The sequence below is a fragment of the Pseudomonadota bacterium genome (genome assembly GCA_039024915.1).
GTDB lineage: Bacteria > Pseudomonadota > Alphaproteobacteria > Rhizobiales > MH13 > MH13.
The window spans coordinates 562,738-586,345 of sequence record JBCCPK010000002.1 but is presented as its reverse complement, the minus strand read 5'-3'; the positions used below and the strand labels follow the sequence as shown (position 1 = coordinate 586,345).

The window sequence follows — 23,608 nt, the reverse complement described above, 5'->3', positions numbered from 1 at the left end:
CACGGTTGACCTGGTCGCCGGGATCGGTAGCGGCGGTGAGGCTGATGGCGACACACTAAGCGGTATCGAGAATGTTGTCGGGTCGGCGCTTGCCGATACCATTACCGGTGATGCCGAGGCCAACGATCTGAGCGGTGGCGGATCTGCCGACACCCTGCGCGGCGGGCAGGGCAACGACGTGCTGTCCGGTCAGGATGGAGATGATCTTCTGCAAGGTGGTGCAGGTGGCGATACGCTGCGTGGTGGGTCTGGAAGCGACATGGTCGACTACTCCGGGTCAAGCGACTCGGTGACTATCGACCTGGCCGCCCAGACAGCATCCGGCGGCGAAGCTGACGGCGATACGCTGTCGTCCATTGAGAGCGTTCGCGGCTCCACCAACGATGACGTTTTGCTTGGAGATGGCGGATCGAACACGCTTGAAGGCGGCGCAGGTGCCGACCGTTTGCTGGGCGGTGGCGGGGCGGACCAATTGGATGGCCAAGGCGGGATCGATGTCGCCGACTATTCCACCTCGACCCTTGCAGTGAACGTCAATCTTCAGACGGGCCTGGGTTCGGATGGAGATGCTCAGGGCGATCGACTGACTGGCATAGAAAATGTCATCGGCTCATCAAATAACGATGTGCTGACTGGCGATGGTTTGGCAAACACGCTTGAAGGCGGGGCGGGCCAGGATACGCTCCTTGGTGCCGGCGGGAACGATGAACTCATTGGTGGCCTCGACAATGATACGCTCACAGGTGGTGCGGGAGCGGATTCGCTTGTTGGCGGTGCTGGCATCGACACCATCAATTACACCGGCTCAACGGCTGGGGTGACGGTCAACCTTGTCACAAACACCGCGACCGGCGGCGACGCTAATGGCGATACGTTTTCCGGTATTGAGAACGTTACCGGCACCGGTTTCGCGGACACCCTGACAGGTGATACTGCTGACAACACGCTCAGCGGAGCGGTTGGCGATGATGTCCTCATCGGCGGTGCCGGCGCCGATGCGCTTGTCGGCGATGCTGGTAACGACACTTTGCGTGGCGGCGCAGGCGCGGACAGCCTCGTCGGTGGGACAGGCAGCGATACCGCTGACTACAGCGACGCCAACGCCAGTATAAGCATCGATCTTTCGACGTCTGTTGCGGCCGGCGACATAGCCACCGGCGACACATTCTCCAGCATTGAAAACCTCACTGGGGGAGATTTTGCCGACACGCTCACAGGCAGCGGTCTGGGCAACCGCATTGAAGGTGGAGACGGCGGCGACACTCTGTCCGGTCTTGGCGGGATCGATCAACTTTTCGGGGGACTTGGCGACGATACGATCGAGGGCGGCTCCGGCGCTGACACCCTTGATGGAGGATTGGGCACCGACACGCTCTCCTATGTTAATTCGTCTGCCGGGGTGAATGTGAACCTTCAGGCGGGCACCGGATCGGGTGGCCACGCGGAAGGCGACAGTTACAGCAATTTCGAGATTATCGTCGGTTCGGGTTTTGCAGACACTTTGATCGGCACGGCAGGTGTGAACACCTTCGTTGGCGGTGACGGCAACGACTTCCTTTCGGGCGCCGGTGGCGCGGACCAGCTCGACGGGGGTGCTGGGTCAGATACAGTCAGCTATGCCGACTCCGTTGGTGCAGTCAGCGTTTCGCTGCGTGATGAGACGGCCGCTGGCGGAGATGCGCTTGGTGATGTGCTTACAGCGGTTGAGAACCTGATCGGCTCAGGCGCGGACGACACGCTGATTGGTGATGCGCAAGTCAACGTACTCACCGGCGGCGGCGGCAATGACGTTCTCGATGGCGATATCGGGACCGACAGTCTTCAGGGTAACTCAGGCGACGACCTTCTGATCGGCGGCGCAGGCAGCGACTCGATCGACGGTGGCCTCGATTTCGACACGGTCGACTACTCGGGCTCAAACGCAGCGGTCACCATCAATCTTCTGACAGGAAGTGCGTCCGGCGGGCACGCGCAAGGGGACCTGCTGGCCAGCATCGAAGGCGCGATCGGATCGATCTACGCCGACCAGTTGACCGGTTCGAACGACGCCAACACGCTGATCGGCGGCCTGGGCACCGACACCCTCATTGGCAGGGACGGTGCCGACCTGCTTCAGGGTCAGGAAGGCGATGATACGCTTTTCGGTGGCTTGGGCGCTGATACACTTGATGGCGGGTCCGATTTCGATACCGCCGACTATGCCGATTCGGCGTCTGGTATCACCATCGACCTGGTGGCTGGAACTGGTGTCGGTGGCACTGCCGATGGCGACGCGTTCGTCTCAATCGAGCGGATTGTTGGTTCAAGCTTTGCCGATACGCTTATCGGGGATACGGCCGACAACGATCTGGTCGGGTCACTCGGAAACGACGTTCTGCGCGGCGGCGCAGGTTCCGATATCCTGAGCGGTGGCGAAAACAATGACACGTTGGAAGGCGGCGGAGGCGGCGACACGCTGCTAGGTGGTCTGGGGACGGACCGGGTCGACTACACCGGCTCGAATGCTGGTGTGACCATCAACATGGACGCGGGCGTCTTCGCCGGTGGCCATGCAACTGGCGATGTTCTGTCGTCGATTGAAGAGGTCACAGGTAGTGGATTCGACGATGTTCTGGTTGGCGATACCGAAAGCAATCGCCTTGATGGCGGCGGCGGCAATGATGAACTGACCGGTGGCCGCGACGCTGACATACTCATTGGCGGAACTGGAACGGATACGGCGTTTTATAGCGACTCCCTTGCAGCCGTTACCGTGAACCTCACATCGGGCGTCGGCACAGGAGGTTCGGCAGACGGCGACCAGCTATCTGAGATCGAGAACATCGTCGGCACGGCGCTGGGCGATACCCTTATCGGCGATGCGCTTGCCAATGAACTGACAGGTGCCGAAGGCGACGACACACTCGCCGGTCTTGCGGGTGGCGACGCCCTCATTGGTGGGATCGGCAACGACAGGGCGGATTACTCGCTGTCCAATGCGGCCGTCACGATCAATCTGACGACCAGTGTTACGACCGGCGGACACGCGGCAGGCGACACGTTCTCCAGCATCGAGATCTTCCGTGGGAGTGGCTTCGCTGATCAGCTGACCGGCGATGCGAATGCCAACCAGTTTGAGGGCGGTCTCGGCAACGATGTGCTCAGTGGTCTTGGCGGCATCGACCTGCTTTTCGGAGACGGCAATGACGATACGCTCATCGGTGGTGCTGGTGGCGATCAGCTCGATGGCGGAACCGGCATCGATACGGCGTCCTACACTGGGTCTGCCGCCGTTTCGATCAATCTGCTTACAGGGGTCATCAGCGGTGGCGACGCAGCGGGCGATGTTCTCACAAGCATAGAAAACCTGACCGGTGGAGCCCAGGGCGACATACTGACAGGTAATGCTGCAGCGAACCGTCTTGATGGCGCTGAGGGCAATGACATTCTGACTGGCGGGGTCGGAGCTGACGCTCTGATTGGTGGCGATGGAACGGACACTGCCAGCTACACTGGTTCCTTGGGCGGGGTGAATGTCGATCTTACTGCGGGCACCGGCAGTCTGTCGGATGCTGCGGGCGATACACTGACGGGAATCGAAGACGTTCTAGGTTCGCTGTTCGCCGATACAATCCAAGGTGATAGCGCGAACAACCTTCTGCGCGGCAATGGCGGTTCTGACACACTCACCGGTCTTGGCGGCACCGATACGCTGATCGGCGATGATGGGAACGATGTTCTTGAGGGCGGCGGTGGTGCGGATGCGCTCAATGGTGGCAACAACACCGACCGCGCGGTTTATGCCAATTCGGCTGCTGGCGTCATCATTGATCTGACAGCTGGTACGGGGCTTCAGGGTGAAGCCCAAGGTGACGTGCTGACCTCGATCGAGGATGTGACCGGCTCGGGCTTTGACGATGATATCTCTGGCAACGCCGATGACAACGATCTCGACGGTGGCGGCGGCAATGACACGCTGTCAGGCGACGGCGGGAGCGATGATCTTGATGGTGGTGCCGGCGATGATACGCTGATCGGTGGTGCCGGTGGGGATGCACTAACCGGCGACATCGGGACCGACACAGTTGATTATTCGGCGTCCACAGGTGGCGTCCAAGCCGACCTGCAGGCAGGTTTCGGTATTGGTGGCGATGCTCAGGGTGACACGTACTCTTCGATCGAGAACGTCATTGGTACCAGCAGCATCGATACCATTACCGGAAATGCGCTCGACAATGTCCTTCAAGGGGGCAACGCATCCGACACGCTGAGTGGCAACGCAGGTGACGATACCCTCGAAGGCGGCCAGGGCGACGACACGCTCACCGGTGGTTCGGGCGGTGACGTCCTCGACGGCGATATTGGCGCCGATACCGTCATCTACGCGCAAAGCGACGCGGGCGTTGACATCGACCTGGGTGCGGGAACCGGGTCGGGTGGACATGCACAGGGCGACGCTCTGGTAGACATTGAAAACGTGACCGGCTCGGACTTCAACGACAGTCTCACCGGCGATGGGCAAAATAACAGGCTGCAAGGTCTGATTGGCGCCGATACCCTCGTCGGTCTGGGCGGCATCGACACGCTGATCGGCGACCAGGGTAACGATAGTCTGACGGGCGGCGCTGGCGCGGATCAACTTGATGGTGGTTCTGGCTCGGATACGGCCATCTACACTGGCTCGGCTGCGATTACGATTGACCTCGATACGGGAACAACAAGCGGTGGTGATGCGGATGGCGACACCCTGACCGCTATTGAGAACATTGTCGGTACCGCTAACGATGACACATTGTTGGGCGACAGCCAGATCAACGCGCTGACCGGTGATGGTGGCGCCGATGTTCTGCGCGGGCGCGGCGCGAACGATGTTCTGGATGGTGGTGCAGGGGACGACCTTCTTGAAGGTGGTGCCGGTGGCGATGACCTGCGTGGTGGTGCCGATACGGACACCGCTTCCTATGAAGCGTCCGCGACTGGGGTCACCATTGACCTCGCGACAGGAACCGGGACCGGCGGCGACGCGCAGGGTGATACCTTCAACAGCATCGAAAATGTGCTTGGTTCGTCCCAAAGCGATAACCTCATCGGTGATGGGGCCGACAATGCGTTGTCGGGTGGTGGTCAAGATGACGTTCTTGAAGGTGGCGCTGGCGCTGACGCCCTTGATGGCGGTACCGGAACCGACACGGCTGTCTATAACCGTTCTGCACTCGGGGTTGATGTCAGCCTTGACCGGGCAACTGGGCTTGGCGGCGATGCCCAGGGCGATACTTTGGTCAGTGTCGAGAATCTGATCGGGTCCGATAATGCCGATCAGTTGGAGGGCGACGGCGCAATCAATGATCTGCGCGGTGGTGACGGCGACGATACGATCGGAGGTCTGGGTGGCGCCGATGAAATCTACGGCGAAGCCGGTGACGACATTTTGCAAGGTGGTGCTGGCGCCGATCGCCTTGATGGCGGTGCGAACACGACCGTCGGGGACATGGCTTCTTATGTCGACTCGTCCGGCGCCGTTGTTGTCAATCTTGAACTTGGAACGGGCTCAGGCGGCGACGCCCAAGGCGACACTCTGGTTAGCATTGAAAATGTTGCCGGCTCCGCCCAGGGCGACACGCTCACGGGCAACAGTGGTGACAACGAGCTGTTCGGCAATGCCGGCGCAGATACGCTGGCGGGCGGCGAAGGCGCTGACCGGCTTTTGGGCGGCGCGAGCAATGACCTTCTAACCGGTGGTATCGGCTCAGATGATTTGGTTGGCGGCGATGGCGTCGATACAGCGAACTATGCTGATGCAGGAGGTGCGGTAACGGTCAATCTCGGAACCGGAACGGGAAGTGGCGACGTTGCTCAAGGCGATACGCTGGCCACGATCGAGAACCTGATTGGCTCCAACTTCAATGACACGCTGACAGGTGATGGGGAAGACAATGTTCTGCAAGGAGCCGGTGGTGCGGACGAACTCATCGGTGCTGGCGGCAACGACCAGCTGCAAGGTGGACTCGGCGACGATACGCTGACCGGTGGTGCCGGCGGCGACACCCTCGATGGTGCAGGTGGCATCGATACTGTCGCATACGATGGGTCCGATGCAGCCGTCTCGGTCAACCTGACCTCGGGTGCGATTTCCGGGGGACACGCGGATGGCGACGTCCTCAGCGAGATCGAAAATCTTCGGGGTTCAGCCTTTAACGATGTCCTCGTCGGTAACGTCGCAAGCAACATTCTCGAAGGCGGTGACCTGAATGATGTTCTTCAAGGTCGCGGTGGCGCCGATCAGCTGATCGGCGGCGACGGCATTGACACTGCGACGTACGCTTCGTCTGGTAGTGGCGTGCAGGTCAATCTGCAAACTGGCGCGACCAGCGGCGGGGACTCAAGTGGGGACACTTTTGTCAGTATCGAGAACCTGACCGGGTCAGCCAATGCTGACCAACTAACTGGTGACGGCGGGGCTAACACGCTTAATGGTGGTGCGGAAAACGACGTGCTCGCGGGCGGCGCTGGTATCGATACGTTGATCGGTGGCTTTGGCAACGACACGCTGCGCGGTGGTGCCGACGGCGACGTCATGCAAGGTGGCGACGGGGTTGATACCGTTGATTACGCAGGCAGCCTTGTCGGCGTGAACATCAATTTCACCGCCAACACGGCCACCGGTGGTGATGCCACTGGCGACACCTTCTTCGACGTTGAGAACATCACTGGCAGTGACCAAAATGATGTTCTGACGGGCAACGCGTCGGCAAACACACTGCTTGGTGGCTTACTTGATGATGTGCTCTCCGGACGCGGTGGTGCAGATACGCTGGACGGTGGCGATGGCATTGACACAGCAAGCTACGAGGGTTCTCTGGCGGCGGTCAGCGTCGATTTGTTGAACAACACCGTCTCCGGTGGAGACGCTGGCGGCGATACGCTGATCAGCATCGAGAACCTGACCGGAACCGACCTCAACGACTTCCTATTTGGCTCCAACCTCAACAACACGCTGACTGGGGGCGAAGGTAACGATACATTGGAAGGACGGGCCGGCGATGACGTTTTGGTCGGCGGTCTGGGGACCGATACCTTGTCTGGCGGCTCAGGCGCCGATGATCTCGACGGCGGCGGCGGGATCGACACCGTTGACTTCTCAAGCGCACTTGCCGCGGTAACCGTCAATCTGCTCACCGGAACGGGCACTGCAGGCGATGCAGCCGGCGACACCTATACCGATATTGAAAACATTATTGCTTCGGGCGAGGCCGACACGCTCACCGGTGACGGCAACGCCAATCAGATTTTGGGTCGTGGTGGCGACGATCTGATCGTAGGAGCGGGCGGTGCCGATGATCTGCAAGGTGGTGGCGGGACCGACACGGCGAGCTATGCAGGCTCGACCATCGGTGTTTCTGTCAGCCTCCTCACTGGGACGGGGACCGGTGGCGACGCGCAGGGCGATACGCTTTCAGGGTTCGAAAACCTCTCAGGCTCCGGCGAAGACGACACGCTGACGGGCAATGCTGGCAACAACCGGCTTGCGGGTGAAGGCGGCGACGATACGCTCATCGGTGGCGCTGGCGGTGACACACTTGTTGGCGGCGCTGGCACCGACGTTGCAAGTTACGCGACATCGACTGCGGCAGTGACCGTGGACTTGGGCGTCGGAACCGGCACGGGCGGCGATGCAACGGGCGACACCTACAACTCGATCGAGCAAATCGTCGGCTCAAATCTGAACGACACGCTCATCGGCGACGGGGCTGCCAACCGGTTTGATGGTGGACAAGGCAACGATACGCTGATCGGTGCCGCGGGCGCCGATGAACTCATTGGTGGTGCTGGCAACGATACGGCCAGCTATGCTGGGTCGGCAGTGGGCGTCGACGTCACGCTTGGCGGTGCGGCAACGGGAGGCGATGCCCAGGGCGATACGCTAACCGAGATCGAAAACCTCATCGGCTCGGCCGAGGCCGATACACTCGTCGGTGATGCGCTCGCGAACACCCTGCGCGGTGGAGAAGGCGGCGATACGTTGACCGGTAACGGCGGCGCTGATCAGCTTTTCGGAGATGCAGGCGACGATGTTCTAACGGGTGGTGCGGGGGCCGATGCGTTCGACGGTGGCGCGAACATCGACACCGTCCGATACGATGGTTCGGCAGCGGCCGTCACCGTGGACCTCGCGACCAGCACCGGTGCGGGCGGCGATGCGGCGGGTGACACGTACATCCGTATTGAAAACGTCGTTGGTTCGGCCAACGATGACGAAATCATCGGCTCGACCGGAGACAATGAGCTTTCGGGCGCTGGCGGCGCCGATACGCTCCGTGGCGGCGCTGGTCTGGACACGCTGATCGGTGGCGCGGGCAACGATACGCTTGAAGGCGGTGTTGGCGCCGATGACCTGCAAGGCGGCGGCGACATCGATACCGCATCGTATGCCGGCTCAAGCGATGCTGTGACCGTCAATCTCGCGACCAACACCGGAACCGGCGGCGATGCGCAAGGCGACAGCTTCACCAGTATAGAGAACCTGGTGGGGTCGGCGCTCTCCGATGATCTGACCGGTGAGGCCGGTAATAACCGTATCGACGGGGGTGATGGCGACGACACGCTCGCCGGTCTCGCGGGCGCCGACGAACTGATTGGCGGGGGTGGCAACGACACCGTCGATTACACCGGCTCTGACCAGGCGGTCACTGTTTCGCTTGATGACGGCACGGCTATTGGTGGGCATGCCGCGGGCGACACGTTCACGTCCATCGAGCGGGTCGTTGGTTCAAACTTTGCGGACACGCTCACCGGTGATGCCGACGCCAATGTGCTGTCAGGTGGTGATCTTAATGATACTTTGGCTGGCTTGGGCGGCGCCGATCTGCTGCAAGGTGGCGATGGAACCGACACCGTCTCGTACGCCGATTCCCTGCTTGGCGTTACGGCCGACCTTGATCAACGCCAGGGCACCGGCGGCGATGCCCAAGGCGATGGATATGACAGCATCGAGAACCTCATAGGTTCAGACCAGAGCGACCTTCTGATCGGCGATGCCGCGGTCAATCGCCTCGATGGTGGTGACGGCAACGATGTCTTGCGGGGTCTTGCGGGCGGCGACGCCTTGATCGGCGGTGCCGGCACCGATGTTGCCGACTATTCGACCGCTGGTACCGGCGTGACCGTCAACCTCGGAACGGGTGGTACCGCGGGAGAGGCCAACGGTGATACCTACGATAGCGTTGAGAGCGTTACAGGCTCCGCGCAGGCTGACAGCCTGACAGGAACCGCAGGGGCTAACACTATCCGTGGCGGAGGCGGCGCTGACACCCTGATCGGCCTTGCTGGTGCGGATACCTTCATTGGCGATGGTGGCGTTGATACCGTCGACTACACGGCGTCTGATGCCGCGGTTACAGTTGATCTTGCCCTCAACATAGCAACCGGCGGGCACGCGGAGGGTGATACATTCTCCACCGTCGAGAACGTCATCGGTTCAACCGAGGGCGACTCCATCACCGGCACAAGTCTCGCAAACACGCTCAGCGGCGGCGATGGTAATGACACCCTGCGCGGCGGCGATGGCGTCGATACTCTGCGCGGTCAAGACGGCAACGACACCCTTGAGGGTGGTGCAGGTGCAGACGACATCGATGGCGGCACCGGGGTTAATACCGTCGATTATTCGGGCTCTGCGGCTGGGGTCACCGTCACCGTGGGTGGCGCTAACACCGGTGGTGATGCCCAAGGTGACACGCTGACCAATATCCAAAATGTGCGCGGTTCGTCATCGGTCGATACGCTGACGGGCGATGCCCAGGTCAATGAGCTGTTTGGCGGGGGCGGCAACGATACTCTGGCAGGTCTTGCGGGTTCGGACGTTCTCGACGGTGGCGGGGGTATAGACACGGCCAATTACAGCGCGTCGACCGCCGTGCAGATTGACCTTGAAACGGATACGACCGCTGGCGGTGATGCCGCTGGCGATACCCTTGTCAGCATTGAACGCATTCTCGGTTCTGACACCGAAGGCGACACCCTGGAAGGAGACGACGACGCCAATCAGCTTTTTGGCCAGCAAGGCGATGACACGCTGCGTGGCCGCGGTGGTGCCGATATCCTTGATGGCGGTGCGGGCACCGATACAGTCACCTATTCGGATTCCGTCCAAGGGGTAACGGTCGATCTCGAGGGCGGGTCGGCCGCAGGTGGTGACGCGGCCGGCGACACGCTTTTGGGCATCGAGAACCTGACCGGTTCAAATGCCGCTGACACCCTGACGGGCGATGACAATGCTAACGTATTGCTTGGTGGCGACCAAAACGATGTCCTGGATGGCGCGTTGGGTGCTGACACGCTCAATGGCGGCGACGGCATTGATACAGCTGATTATCGCAACTCCGATCTTGCGGTGCAGGTTTCGCTGCAAACAAACACCGGAACCGGTGGTGACGCTGCGGGCGACACGCTGGTGTCGATCGAGACGGTCCGTGGTTCAGCCTTTGGCGACACACTGACCGGAGCTGCGACCAACGAAAATCTCTTTGGTGAAGGCGGTGCTGATACGCTTGTCAGTTCGCTCGGCAACGACCAACTCGACGGCGGTGCGGGCACCGATACGGTCGATTATTCCGGCTCGGCAGCAGCTGTGATTGTCAACCTTGATGATGGCTCGACATCAGGCGGTGACGCGGCAGGCGACGTTCTGACAAGCATCGAGAATCTCATCGGAACAGGCCTGGCTGACCAATTGACCGGGAACGCTATTGCCAACCAGATCGACGGTGGCGATGACAACGATACCCTGGTGGGTCTGGGCGGTGACGACACGCTCAATGGCGACGGCGGTAACGATATCCTGATCGGCGGTCAGGGTGCCGATGCATTTGACGGCGGAACTGGGAACAACACAGTCAGCTATGCCAGCTCGGCAACAGGCGTCCTTGCTTCGCTCCTTGATAATGTTGGAACCGCTGGTGATGCGATCGGTGACAGCTTTACCAATATCCAAAATCTCACGGGTTCGGCCCAGATCGATACCCTCGTTGGTGATGCCAATGGGAACATCCTCAACGGGGGTGCCGGCAATGACACGCTTGACGGCCAGGCGGGCGCTGACCGTTTGGTCGGTGGTGGCGGCTCCGATACCGCCACCTACGTTGCCTCCGATTCTCTGGTGACCATTGATCTGGCCGCTGGTACGGGTCTTGGCGGGCATGCCCAAGGCGATGAACTGATCAACATCTCCAACGTTATCGGGTCGAACTTCAGCGACAGTCTGACGGGCGATGCGAACGCGAACAGCCTGTTTGGCGGAGCGCTCAACGATACGCTTGATGGTGGAGCCGGTGCTGATGTGCTGAATGGCGAAGCTGGCAACGATACCGTCAGCTACCAAGCGTCAATCGGCGGCGTTACGGTCGATCTAGCGAACGGATCGGGCGTTGGTGGTGATGCCCAAGGCGATACGCTCATCGACATCGAAAACGTGATTGGGTCAAACCTTGGTGACACAATCAACGGGACAACCGTCGCCAACGTGCTTGAAGGGCGCGGCGGAAATGATGTGCTCTCTGGTGGCCTGGGCGCGGATACGCTCGATGGCGGCACGGAAACCGACACGGCCGACTACAGCGATTCCAATGCCGCGATCACCATCGATCTGACCAACCAGGCCAATAACGCCGGCGGGCACGCCGCTGGTGATACTCTTACCAGCATCGAGGCTGTGGTTGGGTCGGCGTTCGCGGATACGTTGACCGGCAATGCTGACGGCCAAGAACTGCGCGGTGGTGCCAACAACGACCTGTTGATCGGTTTGGGCGGCGCGGATGTGCTCGATGGCGATGCCGGGTTCGACACCGTCGACTACAGTGCCAGCGTCGATGCGGTCACCGTATCACTTGATACCGGGACTGGTGTCGGCGGCGATGCCGACGGCGACACACTCAATGGGATTGAACGGGTTATCGGCAGCAACGCGGCCGCTGGTGACACCATTTTCGGCAACGAGGTTGCCAACACGCTCGAAGGTCGGGCTGGTGATGATACGTTACGCGGCGGACTGGGCGGCGACGCCCTGTTCGGTGGCAGTGGAGATGACCTGATCTACGGGGGTGGGGGAGCCGATGTCATCAATGGTGGCGCCGATACCGACACGGCATCTTACGATGATTCCGGTACGGGCCTTACCGCCAGCCTGACAACCAATACCGGTACGGGTGGTGATGCAGAAGGTGATACGTTCGTCGGCATCGAGAACCTGACGGGCTCCCAAGGTGCGGACACGCTCGAGGGCGACGGCCTCGTGAACCGGCTCGATGGCCAGGGTGACAACGATCTGCTGCGTGGGCGCGGCGGTGCGGACGTCATTGTCGGGGGTGGAGGCGTCGATACCGTCGACTACAGCCTGTCGACCGCTGTCACAGTGAACCTGACCACCAACGTCAACACCGGCGGTGAAGCGCAGGGCGATGACATCAGCCAGGTTGAGAACATTCTTGGCTCTGCCGAAGCAGACACGCTCACGGGCGATGCCGTTGCGAACATTCTGACCGGTGGAGACCAGAACGATACCCTTGCTGGCCTAGGGGGCAGTGACCAGTTGTTCGGTGGGGACGGCATCGATACCGCCGACTATTCGGCGTCTATCGCCCGTGTCCAGGTCAATCTGCTGAGCGGAGCCGGGCTTGATGGCGATGCCACCGGCGACATTCTCAATAGTATTGAAAACCTCATTGGCTCGGACGGCGACGATATCTTGACCGGCAACGCCGTCGTCAACGTTCTGACTGGCGGTCTCGGTGCGGATACCCTTGAAGGCGGCGTCGGCGCCGACACGCTCGACGGCGGGGCGGGCAACTTTGACTGGGCGCAGTACCTTGGCTCGAACGCTGGCGTCACGGTGAACCTGACCACCGGAGTGAACACGGGTGGCCATGCTGACGGCGATACCCTTATCGGCATTGAACGCGTTCGAGGTTCGCTGTTTGTCGATGATATCACTGGCGATGGCGTTGCCAATGAAATCGAAGGGCGTGGTGGTGACGATACGCTGCGCGGTCTTGCCGGAAACGACACGCTGTTCGGGCAGGATAATGATGACACGCTGATCGGTGGCGACGGCGCGGATATCCTGATCGGCGGCTCGGGCACCGACACTGCGGACTACTCCGATAACAATGTGGCCGTTCAGGTGCGCACGGACGGCATCGCTTCAACCGGTGGCCATGCAGCAGGCGACACGCTCAACAGTATCGAAGTTGTTATAGGCACCAATCAGAATGATGCTTTCACGGGCTCTGATGTCGCCACTGAGGCGTTCTTCGGTGGTGATGGCGACGATTTCTTCGAAGGCATGGGTGGCGCGGACGCCTTCGATGGAGGGGGCGGCACGGCCGACGAGGTAACGTATGTCTCGTCTGGTGGAGGCGTTACTGTCTTCATGGACGGTACTGCGGGGATCGGTAACGACGCGGAAGGCGATACCCTTACCAATATTGAAGTTGTCACGGGCTCCGGCTTTGCCGACAACATCACAGGGACCAACAACGATGACACTATCAATGGGTCCAACGATAACGACGTCCTGACTGGTCTCGACGGTATTGATACGCTCGATGGTGGTGGTGGAAACGACGTTATCGATGGTGGTGATGGCGACGATCAAATTCAGGGCGGTCTCAACGACGACATCCTTACTGGCGGGCAAGGCATCGACACTATTCGTGGTGGTGCCAACAATGACAGCCTATCCGGTGGCACCGAGAACGATGTCCTCTTCGGCGATGGCAATGATGACGTCCTGTTGGGCGGTGAAGGCGATGATCAGCTGTTTGGTGGCGATGGGAGCTGGGATCGCTTGCAAGGTGGCGTGGGTGCCGACCTGAACGATGGTGGTACCGGTTCCCGTGACCGGGTCGATTACACGACGTCTGATGCTGGCGTAACGGTTGACATTTCCACACCGACGGTTGGCGTCGGCGGACACGCGCAAGGCGACACGTTTGTCGGTATTGAGGGCATCATCGGCTCGAACTTTGACGATGACCTGCGCGGGTCATGGATTGTTGCGGGCAGCGGCAATGACATTGTTCGCGCAACGGCCGGCCAGGTGCAGGCTGTCTCCGGAGAAGCTGGCGATGACCTCTTCTTCTCCGACGCGGCAGAACATGACATCAATGGCGGCGCGGATATCGACACCGTCGACTATTCCGCAGCAACCAGCGTGATGACCCTTCGCCTTGATGGTCTCAATAGCATCGGGACAATCGCTGACGGCGATAACCTGATCAGCATTGAGCGGGTTATTGGCGGTTCGGACAATGACATTTTCTACGGACACACGGCCGCAGAGGAGTGGTTCGAAGGCCGCGATGGTGCCGACACCTTTTTCTCCAGCGCTGGTGCCGACAATTATGACGGCGGTGACGGCACTGGCGGCGGGAACGGCTGGGCGGATCGCGTAACCTACAGCGGCACGGTCGGTATCACCATTAACATGCTCGATGGTTCGCTCGGTACGGGCGACGCGGCAGGCGATACCTTCGTCAATATAGAAACCATCATTGGCACCGAGGGCGGCGACATCATGATCGCCGACAACACCGGCATGCGTCTGGTTGGCGATTTGGGCAACGATGTCATCACCGGTGGGACAGGCAATGACATCCTGATCGGCTGGAACGGCGATGATACGATTGATGGTGGCAACGGGGACGATACCATCTACGGTCAGGGTGGCGCTGACGACATGGATGGCGGCGCCGGCATTGATACGCTTCACTTCTCCCTGAACCAGGAGGGTGGCGCCGGGCCCAATGACGCGATCAACGTCAACCTCCTGACCGGAGCGATGTCTGGAGGCTGGGCACAAGGCGATACGATTGCCAACTTTGAGAACGTCATTGCTGGTGCGAACGACGACGTCATTACCGGTAACAACGTCGACAACGTTCTCACGGGGCGTGCAGGCGACGATGTTCTCGCCGGTCTTGTGGGTGCCGATACGCTGAATGGTGAGGGTGGTAGCGATACCGCGGACTATTCGGCGTCCAATGCTGCGGTGGATCTCAATCTGGCCACCAATACATTCTCGGGCGGTCACGCGGACGGTGACACACTGTTGGGCATCGAGAACCTGACCGGTTCCAACTTCAACGATACGCTGGTGGGGACCGGGGCCGCCAACACGCTTGATGGCGGCCAGGGCATCGACACAATCGATGGCGGCGCTGGGGCTGACGAAATCAGCGGCGGCGCAGGCAATGACGTCATCACCGGTGGTGCCGGTGCCGATGAAATTAACGGCAACGGTGGCTTTGATACCGTTCAGTATCTCCTGTCTGGCGCTGGCGTCACGATCGATCTGAACAATGGCACCGGCATAGGCGGTGACGCCGAAGGCGACACACTCGCCGGAGTTGAGGCCGTCGAGGGCTCGGCCAACGATGACACTCTTATCGGTAATGGCCAGATCAATACGCTTATCGGCAACGATGGTGACGATACGATCGAAGGTGGGGCGCTTGGCGACACCTTGTCAGGTGGCGGCAACACAACGGTCGGTGACACGCTTTCCTACAGCAATTCCGACACTGCGGTGGATGTCAATCTTGGCACCGGTGCAGTGAGTGGCGGACACGCGGTCGGTGATGTCATCTCCGGTTTCGAAAACCTGCGCGGTTCGGTCCACGATGACATACTGACGGGTACGGGCGGCGTCAATGTCCTTACGGGCGGAGACGGGAATGACACGCTTGCCGGACTTGGTGGTGCCGATGTCCTGGATGGCGGTAACAATGATGACACGGTGGACTACTCGGCGTCTGCCGGCGGTGTGACGGTCGATCTGGGCGGCGGACCGGGTGCTGGTGGCGATGCCCAGGGTGATACCTACACGTCTATCGAAAACATCATCGGTTCTGGCCAGACGGACAATCTGACCGGTGATGGCAACGCCAACGTGATCGATGGTGGGGGCGGTGCCGACGTTATCGATGGCGCTGGCGGCGACGACTTCATCACCGGTGGTTTGGGCGGCGACCAGATCGATGGTGGGTCGGGCACTGATACCGTTAGCTTTGAAGATGAAGCGGCCATCACGCTCGATCTGACGACACCGGGCAACAATACTGGTGCGGCCGCGGGTGATACCTTCACTGAAGTTGAAATCTTCATCGGATCTGATGGTGGCGCTGATCAGATGACCGGTGACGCCTCAAACAATGAGCTGCGCGGTCTGGGCGGCACGGATTTCCTCTTCGGCCTGGGCGGTGAAGATACTCTGCAGGGTGGCGAAGATAATGACACGCTGCGCGGTGGTGCTGACAACGATACCCTTCAAGGTGGCGAGGATAACGATACGCTTATCGGTGGCGCGGGGGCCGACGTTCTGGAAGGCGGAAGCGGCACCGACACCGCCAGCTACTTGGACTCCGGCATCGGCCTGACCGTCGATCTGTCGAACACCGCCAACAGCACGGGTGACGCTTTCGGCGACACCTATGACGCCATCGAGGTCATCGTCGGCTCGAACTTCAATGATACGCTCATCGGCACAACGGGCGTCGATAATCTCGACGGTGGCGCTGGTGATGATACGGTTCGTGGCGGCGCTGGCGCCGATACACTTGCTGGCGGCCTCAATGGGGGCGCTGGTGACACCGTCGACTACACCGGCGACACCGCTGGTGTCTCGGTCGACCTGGGTACCAACGCGGTGTCCGGTGGTCACGCTCAGGGCGATACGATTTCCGGCTTTGAGAATGCGACCGGTGGTGGCGGTAATGATGTGCTGACCGGTGATGCATTCGCCAACACCCTCTCCGGTGCGGGTGGCGCAGACAGCCTCGCTGGCGGCGGTGGTGCCGATACGCTGCAGGGTGGCGGCGGCAATGATACTCTCGATGGTGGTGCCGGTGCAGACGCATTCGAGGGCGGAGGTGATACGGACACGGCAACCTATGCAAGCTCGACGGCGGGTGTCGTTGTCGACCTGTTCAACGCGGCCAACAGTACCGGTGACGCGGTCGGTGATACGTTTGCAGATATCGAACGCATCGTGGGCTCAGCACAGAACGATACGCTGCGGGCGTCTGCCGCAGGCGGCCTTGAGCTGGATGGCGGCGACGGTGACGATGTCATACGCGGGAACGCCGGTACCGATGTTCTGCGCGGGGGCGCCAATACAGACACGCTGACCTATTCGGCCGATACGGTGGGTGTGACCGTCGATATCGGTGGCAACACAGCGTCCGGCGGCCATGCGCAGGGTGACACCATTTCAGGGTTCGAGAACCTTATCGGCGGCGCTGGCGTTGACGCGCTCACCGGCTCGGGCGCTGCAAACCTCATCCGAGGACAAGGCGGAGGCGACACCATCATCGGTCTTGGTGGTGCCGATGATCTTCAGGGCGAAGCGGGCGCCGATATCATTGATGGCGGCGCTCAGAACGACACCATCGATGGCGGCAGTGAAAATGACACGCTCACCGGTGGAGCTGGCGACGACAATCTCGATGGGGGCACGGACACGGACACCGCAGTCTACGCCGCAAATCTCACGCAGGTCTCTTTTAGCATCCAGGATGACGGCAGCAACTTCCAAGCTCTTGCCGGCGCAGTGGGACTTGGCACGGACACACTGGTGAATATCGAGATCATCGATCTGACCGATACCGATCTTGATATTCAGCTCGGCACAGCCATCGGAAACGTTCTAACTGGAACTGGAACTGGCGACCTCCTGATGGGTGCCGGTGGCAACGATACGCTGACCGGCAATGCCGGGATTGATTATCTCGACGGCGGCACCGGTAACGACCTCATCGAGGGCGGCGTCGGTGGCGATGTCCTCATTGGCGGTGCCAACACCGATACGCTGTCCTACAGCCTCGATACGACCGGCGTGAACGTCAATCTCAACACCGGCGTTGTGAGCGGTGGTGATGCGGCAGGTGACACGATTTCCGGCTTTGAGAACCTCACAGGTGGCTCAGGCGCTGATACGTTGACGGGTACGGGCGGAGCGAACACCGTTCGCGGCGGTGTGCAAAACGATAGCATCGCTGGTCTCGGCGGGAACGATGCGCTGTTCGGTGAGGCCAATGACGATATTATTACCGGTGGTGCTGGCAATGATGACTTGGACGGCGGTAGCGGAACGGATACGGCCGCTTATATCGGCACGCGCGACCAGATAGACGCAACGACAGATGGTACAACGCTGACGATCAATGCCACGGCGTCGGGTGAAGGTACGGACACCCTTACCGACGTCGAGCAGATCGAAATCAATGCGGTTACCCATGCGCTCCAAACTGGAGACAATAGCGCTAACGTTTTAGGGGGTGCAGGTAGCGCAGACTTCATTGTTGGCGGCGATGGAAACGATACGCTGACCGGCGGTGCAGGTGACGATGTTCTGTTCGGCAACGATGCTGACGATCTCATCACCGGCGGCGGCGGAGCGGACCGCATGGTCGGTGGTGCCGGCACGGATACCGTCTCTTACGCCGGTACAGCCAGCGCCGTGACCATCAATCTTGCGTCGCAAACCGTGTCTGGTGCCGGTGCCACTGGCGATACGATCAGCGGCTTTGAAAACGCCATTGGCGGTGATGTTGCCGACACCATCACCGGTTCGGGCGCAGCAAACGATCTGCAGGGCGGTGCCGGTGGTGATACCATTGATGGCGGCGGCGGCGCGGATGCGATTGACGGCGGCGACGGGAACGACCTGCTAACAGGCGGCGCTGGCGATGACGATATTGATGGCGGCGGGAACACCGACAGAGCGATCTACAGCGCAAGCGTTACCCAAGTTGGCTTCACCGCAGCCAGTGATGGTTCTTCAGTTACCTTCAACGCAACAGCCACGGGCGAAGGCACCGATACGCTGACGTCGATTGAGGAGCTGAGTCTCGGCGGCACGATTTTCACCCTCGGCGTGGGTGACGCCGGAAACAACGTTATCACGGGCACGGCTGGCAACGACATTCGTCTTGGTGCTGACGGCAACGATACATTCACCGATACCGCTGGGATCGACATCTATGTCGGCGGTATCGGCAATGACGTCTTCAACGAGGCGACCGGCGATGCCGTCGACGCTTTCATTGGCGATGGTGGGACCGATACGATCGTTGTGACGTCAGCGACCGCCAGCACTGTCAACCTTGCGACCAATAGCTGGACCTACATAGGCGGTGCAGGCTCGAACACCATCGAGTCCATCGAAAACGTCGATGCATCGGCTGTCTCGGCCAGCATGAACATCACCGGTTCTTCGGTTGCGAACGTTTTGACCGGTGGGTCCAGTACTGACACGATTAACGGCGGCGGCGGCGACGATACCGTCGACGGTGGCGCCAGCAGCGCTGATATCCTCAATGGTGGCGAGGGCTCCGATACCTATCTGATGCGCGGTGACGGCATCTTGGACACCGTGAGCGATAGCGGCAGCTCCGGTACTGACACGATGCAGCTGCAAAATGGGACTGGTCTCAACTTCGATATTGCGAACAATTTCTCGCTGGCCAACAACGGGATCGAAGTCATTGATGGTGCGGCGGTGACGGGTGAGAGCCTTGTCGCGGCATCGTCTGGCGTCGCAGTGAATTGGAGTTTCACAGGCATTACCTTGAATGGCGTAGACGCCATCACAGGCTCCGAGCAGGGCGACATCATCGGCGGTTCTGCCGGCAACGACACAATCAATGGCAATGACGGCGCTGACACCATTGTCGGCGGTCTGGGCGGCGATACGATCAATGGGGACGGCGGCGACGATCAGCTCGCTGGCGGGGCTGGTAACGACGCAATCGACGGTGGAGCTGGCGCAAACGACACCGCGGTGTTCAGCGGTAACCGAGCCAATTACACCGCCACCGATCTTGGCGGCGGCATCACACGGGTCGTCGATAATCGTGGTGGCTCGCCCGATGGTACCGATACCTTCGAGAATGTGGAGTTCTTCGAGTTTGCGGACATGGTCGTCAACCTGCCCGAACTGCTCAGCGGCGCGATCAACGGCGATGCCAACGACAACACACTGAACGGTACATCTGGCGATGACATCATCAACGGTCTTGGGGGCAATGACACCATCACCGGTGGTGGTGGCAATGATGATCTCGATGGTGGCACTGGCTCGTCCGATGTCGCTGTCTACGATGGCGACGCCGAAGAATTTTCGGTCGATGCATCGGGCAGCACCATCACTGTCGTCGACAATCAGCCTGGTCTGAACGGCGACGAAGGGACCGACACGCTGGATGGGTTCGAGATCATCCGGTTTAACGGCGTCGACTACAATGTCGGGAGTTTTGTTACCTCTGGCACATCGGCCGCCGAGACACTCATTGGAACCTCTGGCAACGATGCTTTGAACGGCGGCTCTGGTCCCGACGTTATGTTCGGCGGCCGGGGTGCCGACACGCTGGAAGGTGACTCGTTTAACGATACGCTTTTTGGCGGCTCGGGTAACGATGATCTTCGCGGTGATGCCGGCTCGGACAACCTGTATGGTGGGACTGGAGACGACACGCTCGATGGCGGCGCTGGCACCGATTTTCTTGACGGCGGTACCGGGACCGATACCGTCAACTACTTCAGCTCGAGTGCTGCGGTGACCGTCAACCTTTCGACGGGTATTGGCTCTGGTGGGTTTGCAGCAGGGGACACCTACAACAGTATTGAGAACATCCAGGGCTCAGACAGTTTTGGTGGTGACGTCCTAACCGGCAATGGCGGCGCAAACGTCATCACCGGCAATGGTGGCGATAACACCATGTCTGGCTTGGGTGGCAACGACACGCTGGTCGGCAGCACCGCTAATGACCGAATGGAAGGTGGTGCCGGCAACGACACGCTCGATGGTGGCCCTTCCGGCAACGACACCGCCGTCTACAGTGGCAACCTCGCTGACTATACGGCCACCGATATCGGTGGCGGTCAGATCCAGATCGTTGACGACCGCGGCGGGTCACCGGACGGTACAGACATCGTTGAAAACGTCGACTTCTTTGAATTTGCCGATCAAACCATCAGTACCGCTGATCTGCTCAGCGGCGCGATCAACGGCGACGCGAACAACAACACGCTCAATGGTACATCCGGTGATGACACCATCAATGGCCTTGGGGGTAATGACACCATAACCGGTGGTGGTGGCAATGATGATATTGATGGTGGGACTGGCACCTCGGACGTTGCGGTCTACGCGGGCGATGAGGAAGAGTTTTCCGTTGACGCTTCCGGCGGCACCATCACCGTCATTGATAACCAGCCGGGACTGAATGGCGATGAAGGCACTGACACGCTCGATGGATTTGAAATCATCCGCTTCAACGGCGAAGATTTCGACGTCTCCAGCTTCGACACGTCCGGGAACGGATCGACCCAAACCATCATCGGTACCAGTGGCTCCGACTCGATCACGACCAATGGCGGGGACGATATTGTCTTCACGGGTCGCGGCAACGATACCATCGACATGAACACAAACGACAGTGTTCGGATTTACGCGGGATCGGGCGACGATGTCATCATCAACTCCTGGGATACCGGCGCCAGCTATCTACCCACCTTTGACGGCGGTACCGGAACAGACACGTTCCGTTACAATGGTGGGACGGCGCCAGATCCTCGCGTTTGGGATCTGAGTACCGGCGAAATTACCTATCGAGGCGATCCGCGCGGCACGATCTCGAACGTTGAGAACGTGGAGATCCTCACCGACGGCGGCACGGTTATCGGTGACGGGAATGACAACGTCCTCACCGGCGGCAGCGGGAACTTTGTGCATACCTTTACCGGTGGCGGCGGCAACGACACGCTCGACGGCGGCGGCGGTTCAAACGACGTTGCTGTATTCGCTGGAGATCGTACCGAGTTTTCGGTGGATGCCGCGGGCGGGACCATAACGGTCACCGATGACCAAACTGGTCTGAACGGGAATGAGGGTAGCGACACGCTCACCAACATTGAGCGACTTCTGTTTGACGGCATCAACTACACCGTCGGTGGTTTCATTCAAACCAATGGTGGGGCCGGAAACGATACAATTATCGCGACGAGCGGGAACGACACCCGAAGCGGTAACGACGGAAACGATATCATATTTGGTGGTCGCGGCGCCGACACGCTTTCCGGCAACGGGGACACGGATGTCATTTTCGGTGGTTCCGGAAGTGATATTTTGAACGGTGGCAATCAAAACGACAGTCTGTTTGGTGGTGCCGGGGACGATACTCTACGTGGCGGCAACAACGACGATTTCTTGCGCGGTGGCGCGGGAGATGACGATCTTTACGGCGATACTGGCAATAATAACCTTGATGGTGAGGACGGCTCGGACGACTACTTCGTGAGCGAACGGAACACCACCGGCGACGTCAACATCAACGACACTGGCGCCTCCGGTACCGACCGCATCGTCCTGCTGGATACAAACGGCAACGATCGCTACAACCTCGGCAACAATTTCTCAGCCGCTACCGGTATTGAAGAGATCGTTGGCTCTGGTGTTGCAAATATCCTTGAAGGAGACGGCGGGGTTCCAATGAATTGGGACCTGACCGGTATCACGCTCACTGATGTTGGTCTGATTGAAGGCACCAACAACAACGACACGATCGTGGGCTCAGCAGGTGCCGACGCAATCGATGGCGACTTTGGCAACGACATCATCACTGGTGGTGCTGGCAACGATATCCTCGATGGCGAGCAGGACATCGACGTGGCCAATTTCGCTGGTGATGCCAGCGAGTTTTCCGTCGATGCATCGGGTTCCACAATTACGGTTGTCGATGACCAGGGATCTGTGAACGGCAATGAAGGCACTGACACGCTCGATAACTTTGAAACCTTGCGCTTCAACGGCGTGGACTACGATGTTTCGACGTTTGTGACGACTGGCGGAATCGATAACGACACCGTCATAAATGATAGCGCCGGCAGCAATGGCATCAGCGGTTTCGCCGGCAATGACGTTGTGTTCGGCGGGCGAGGCGACGACATCAATCTGAATGGTGGCACCGGCAACGATACCGTTTTTGGCGGCTCGGGCAATGACAGTGTCTTCGGCGGCGGGGACAATGATACTCTGTACGGCGGCACCGGCAACGACTTCATCGATGGTCAAGGGGGCGACAACACCATCTTTGGCGGCGCAGGCGATGACACCATCGATTTTGGTGGCGCTTCTGGCGATACCGATGTTGCGTTTGCCGGAGCGGGTAACGACACCTTCCTTATAGACGAAGATCACTTCATCAACCTGGCCGCCGATAGCGCGAATGGTGGAGCCGGTACCGATACCGTTGAAATACAATCGTCGGGATCGCTGGACGAAGCTGCGATGGTGAACGTCCTGAGCAACATCGAAGTCATCGACTTTACAAATGCGGGCGTCGACGTCTCGATCGATCTCGATGCCAGCGAGATACAAGCGATGACCGATGGCTCCAACGTCCTGAGGATCGAAGCGAACATTGGAAGCGGCGACAGCGTAGGCGCACAGACCGGCAGCGGTGCCGCATCCATCGGCATCAGCAGCGCCGGCAGCGAGACCACTTACACCTACTGGTCGGGCGCCGGCGAGACCGGTTCGATCATAGCGCAGTTGATCGTCAACGATGTGGCGTAA

The 23,608-nt window shown here is 60.0% G+C and carries 1 protein-coding gene (cut by a window edge); it reads left to right on the top strand.

All coding sequences use genetic code 11. The features are described 5' to 3' along the window. Nucleotides 1-23,608, top strand: partial view of a hypothetical protein gene (locus AAF739_05935; GenBank protein ID MEM6382196.1) — the 3' portion only. It extends 4,628 nt beyond the left edge of the window; only the last 23,608 of its 28,236 coding nucleotides appear in the window; its start codon lies off the left edge, out of view; the stop codon is at nucleotides 23,606-23,608.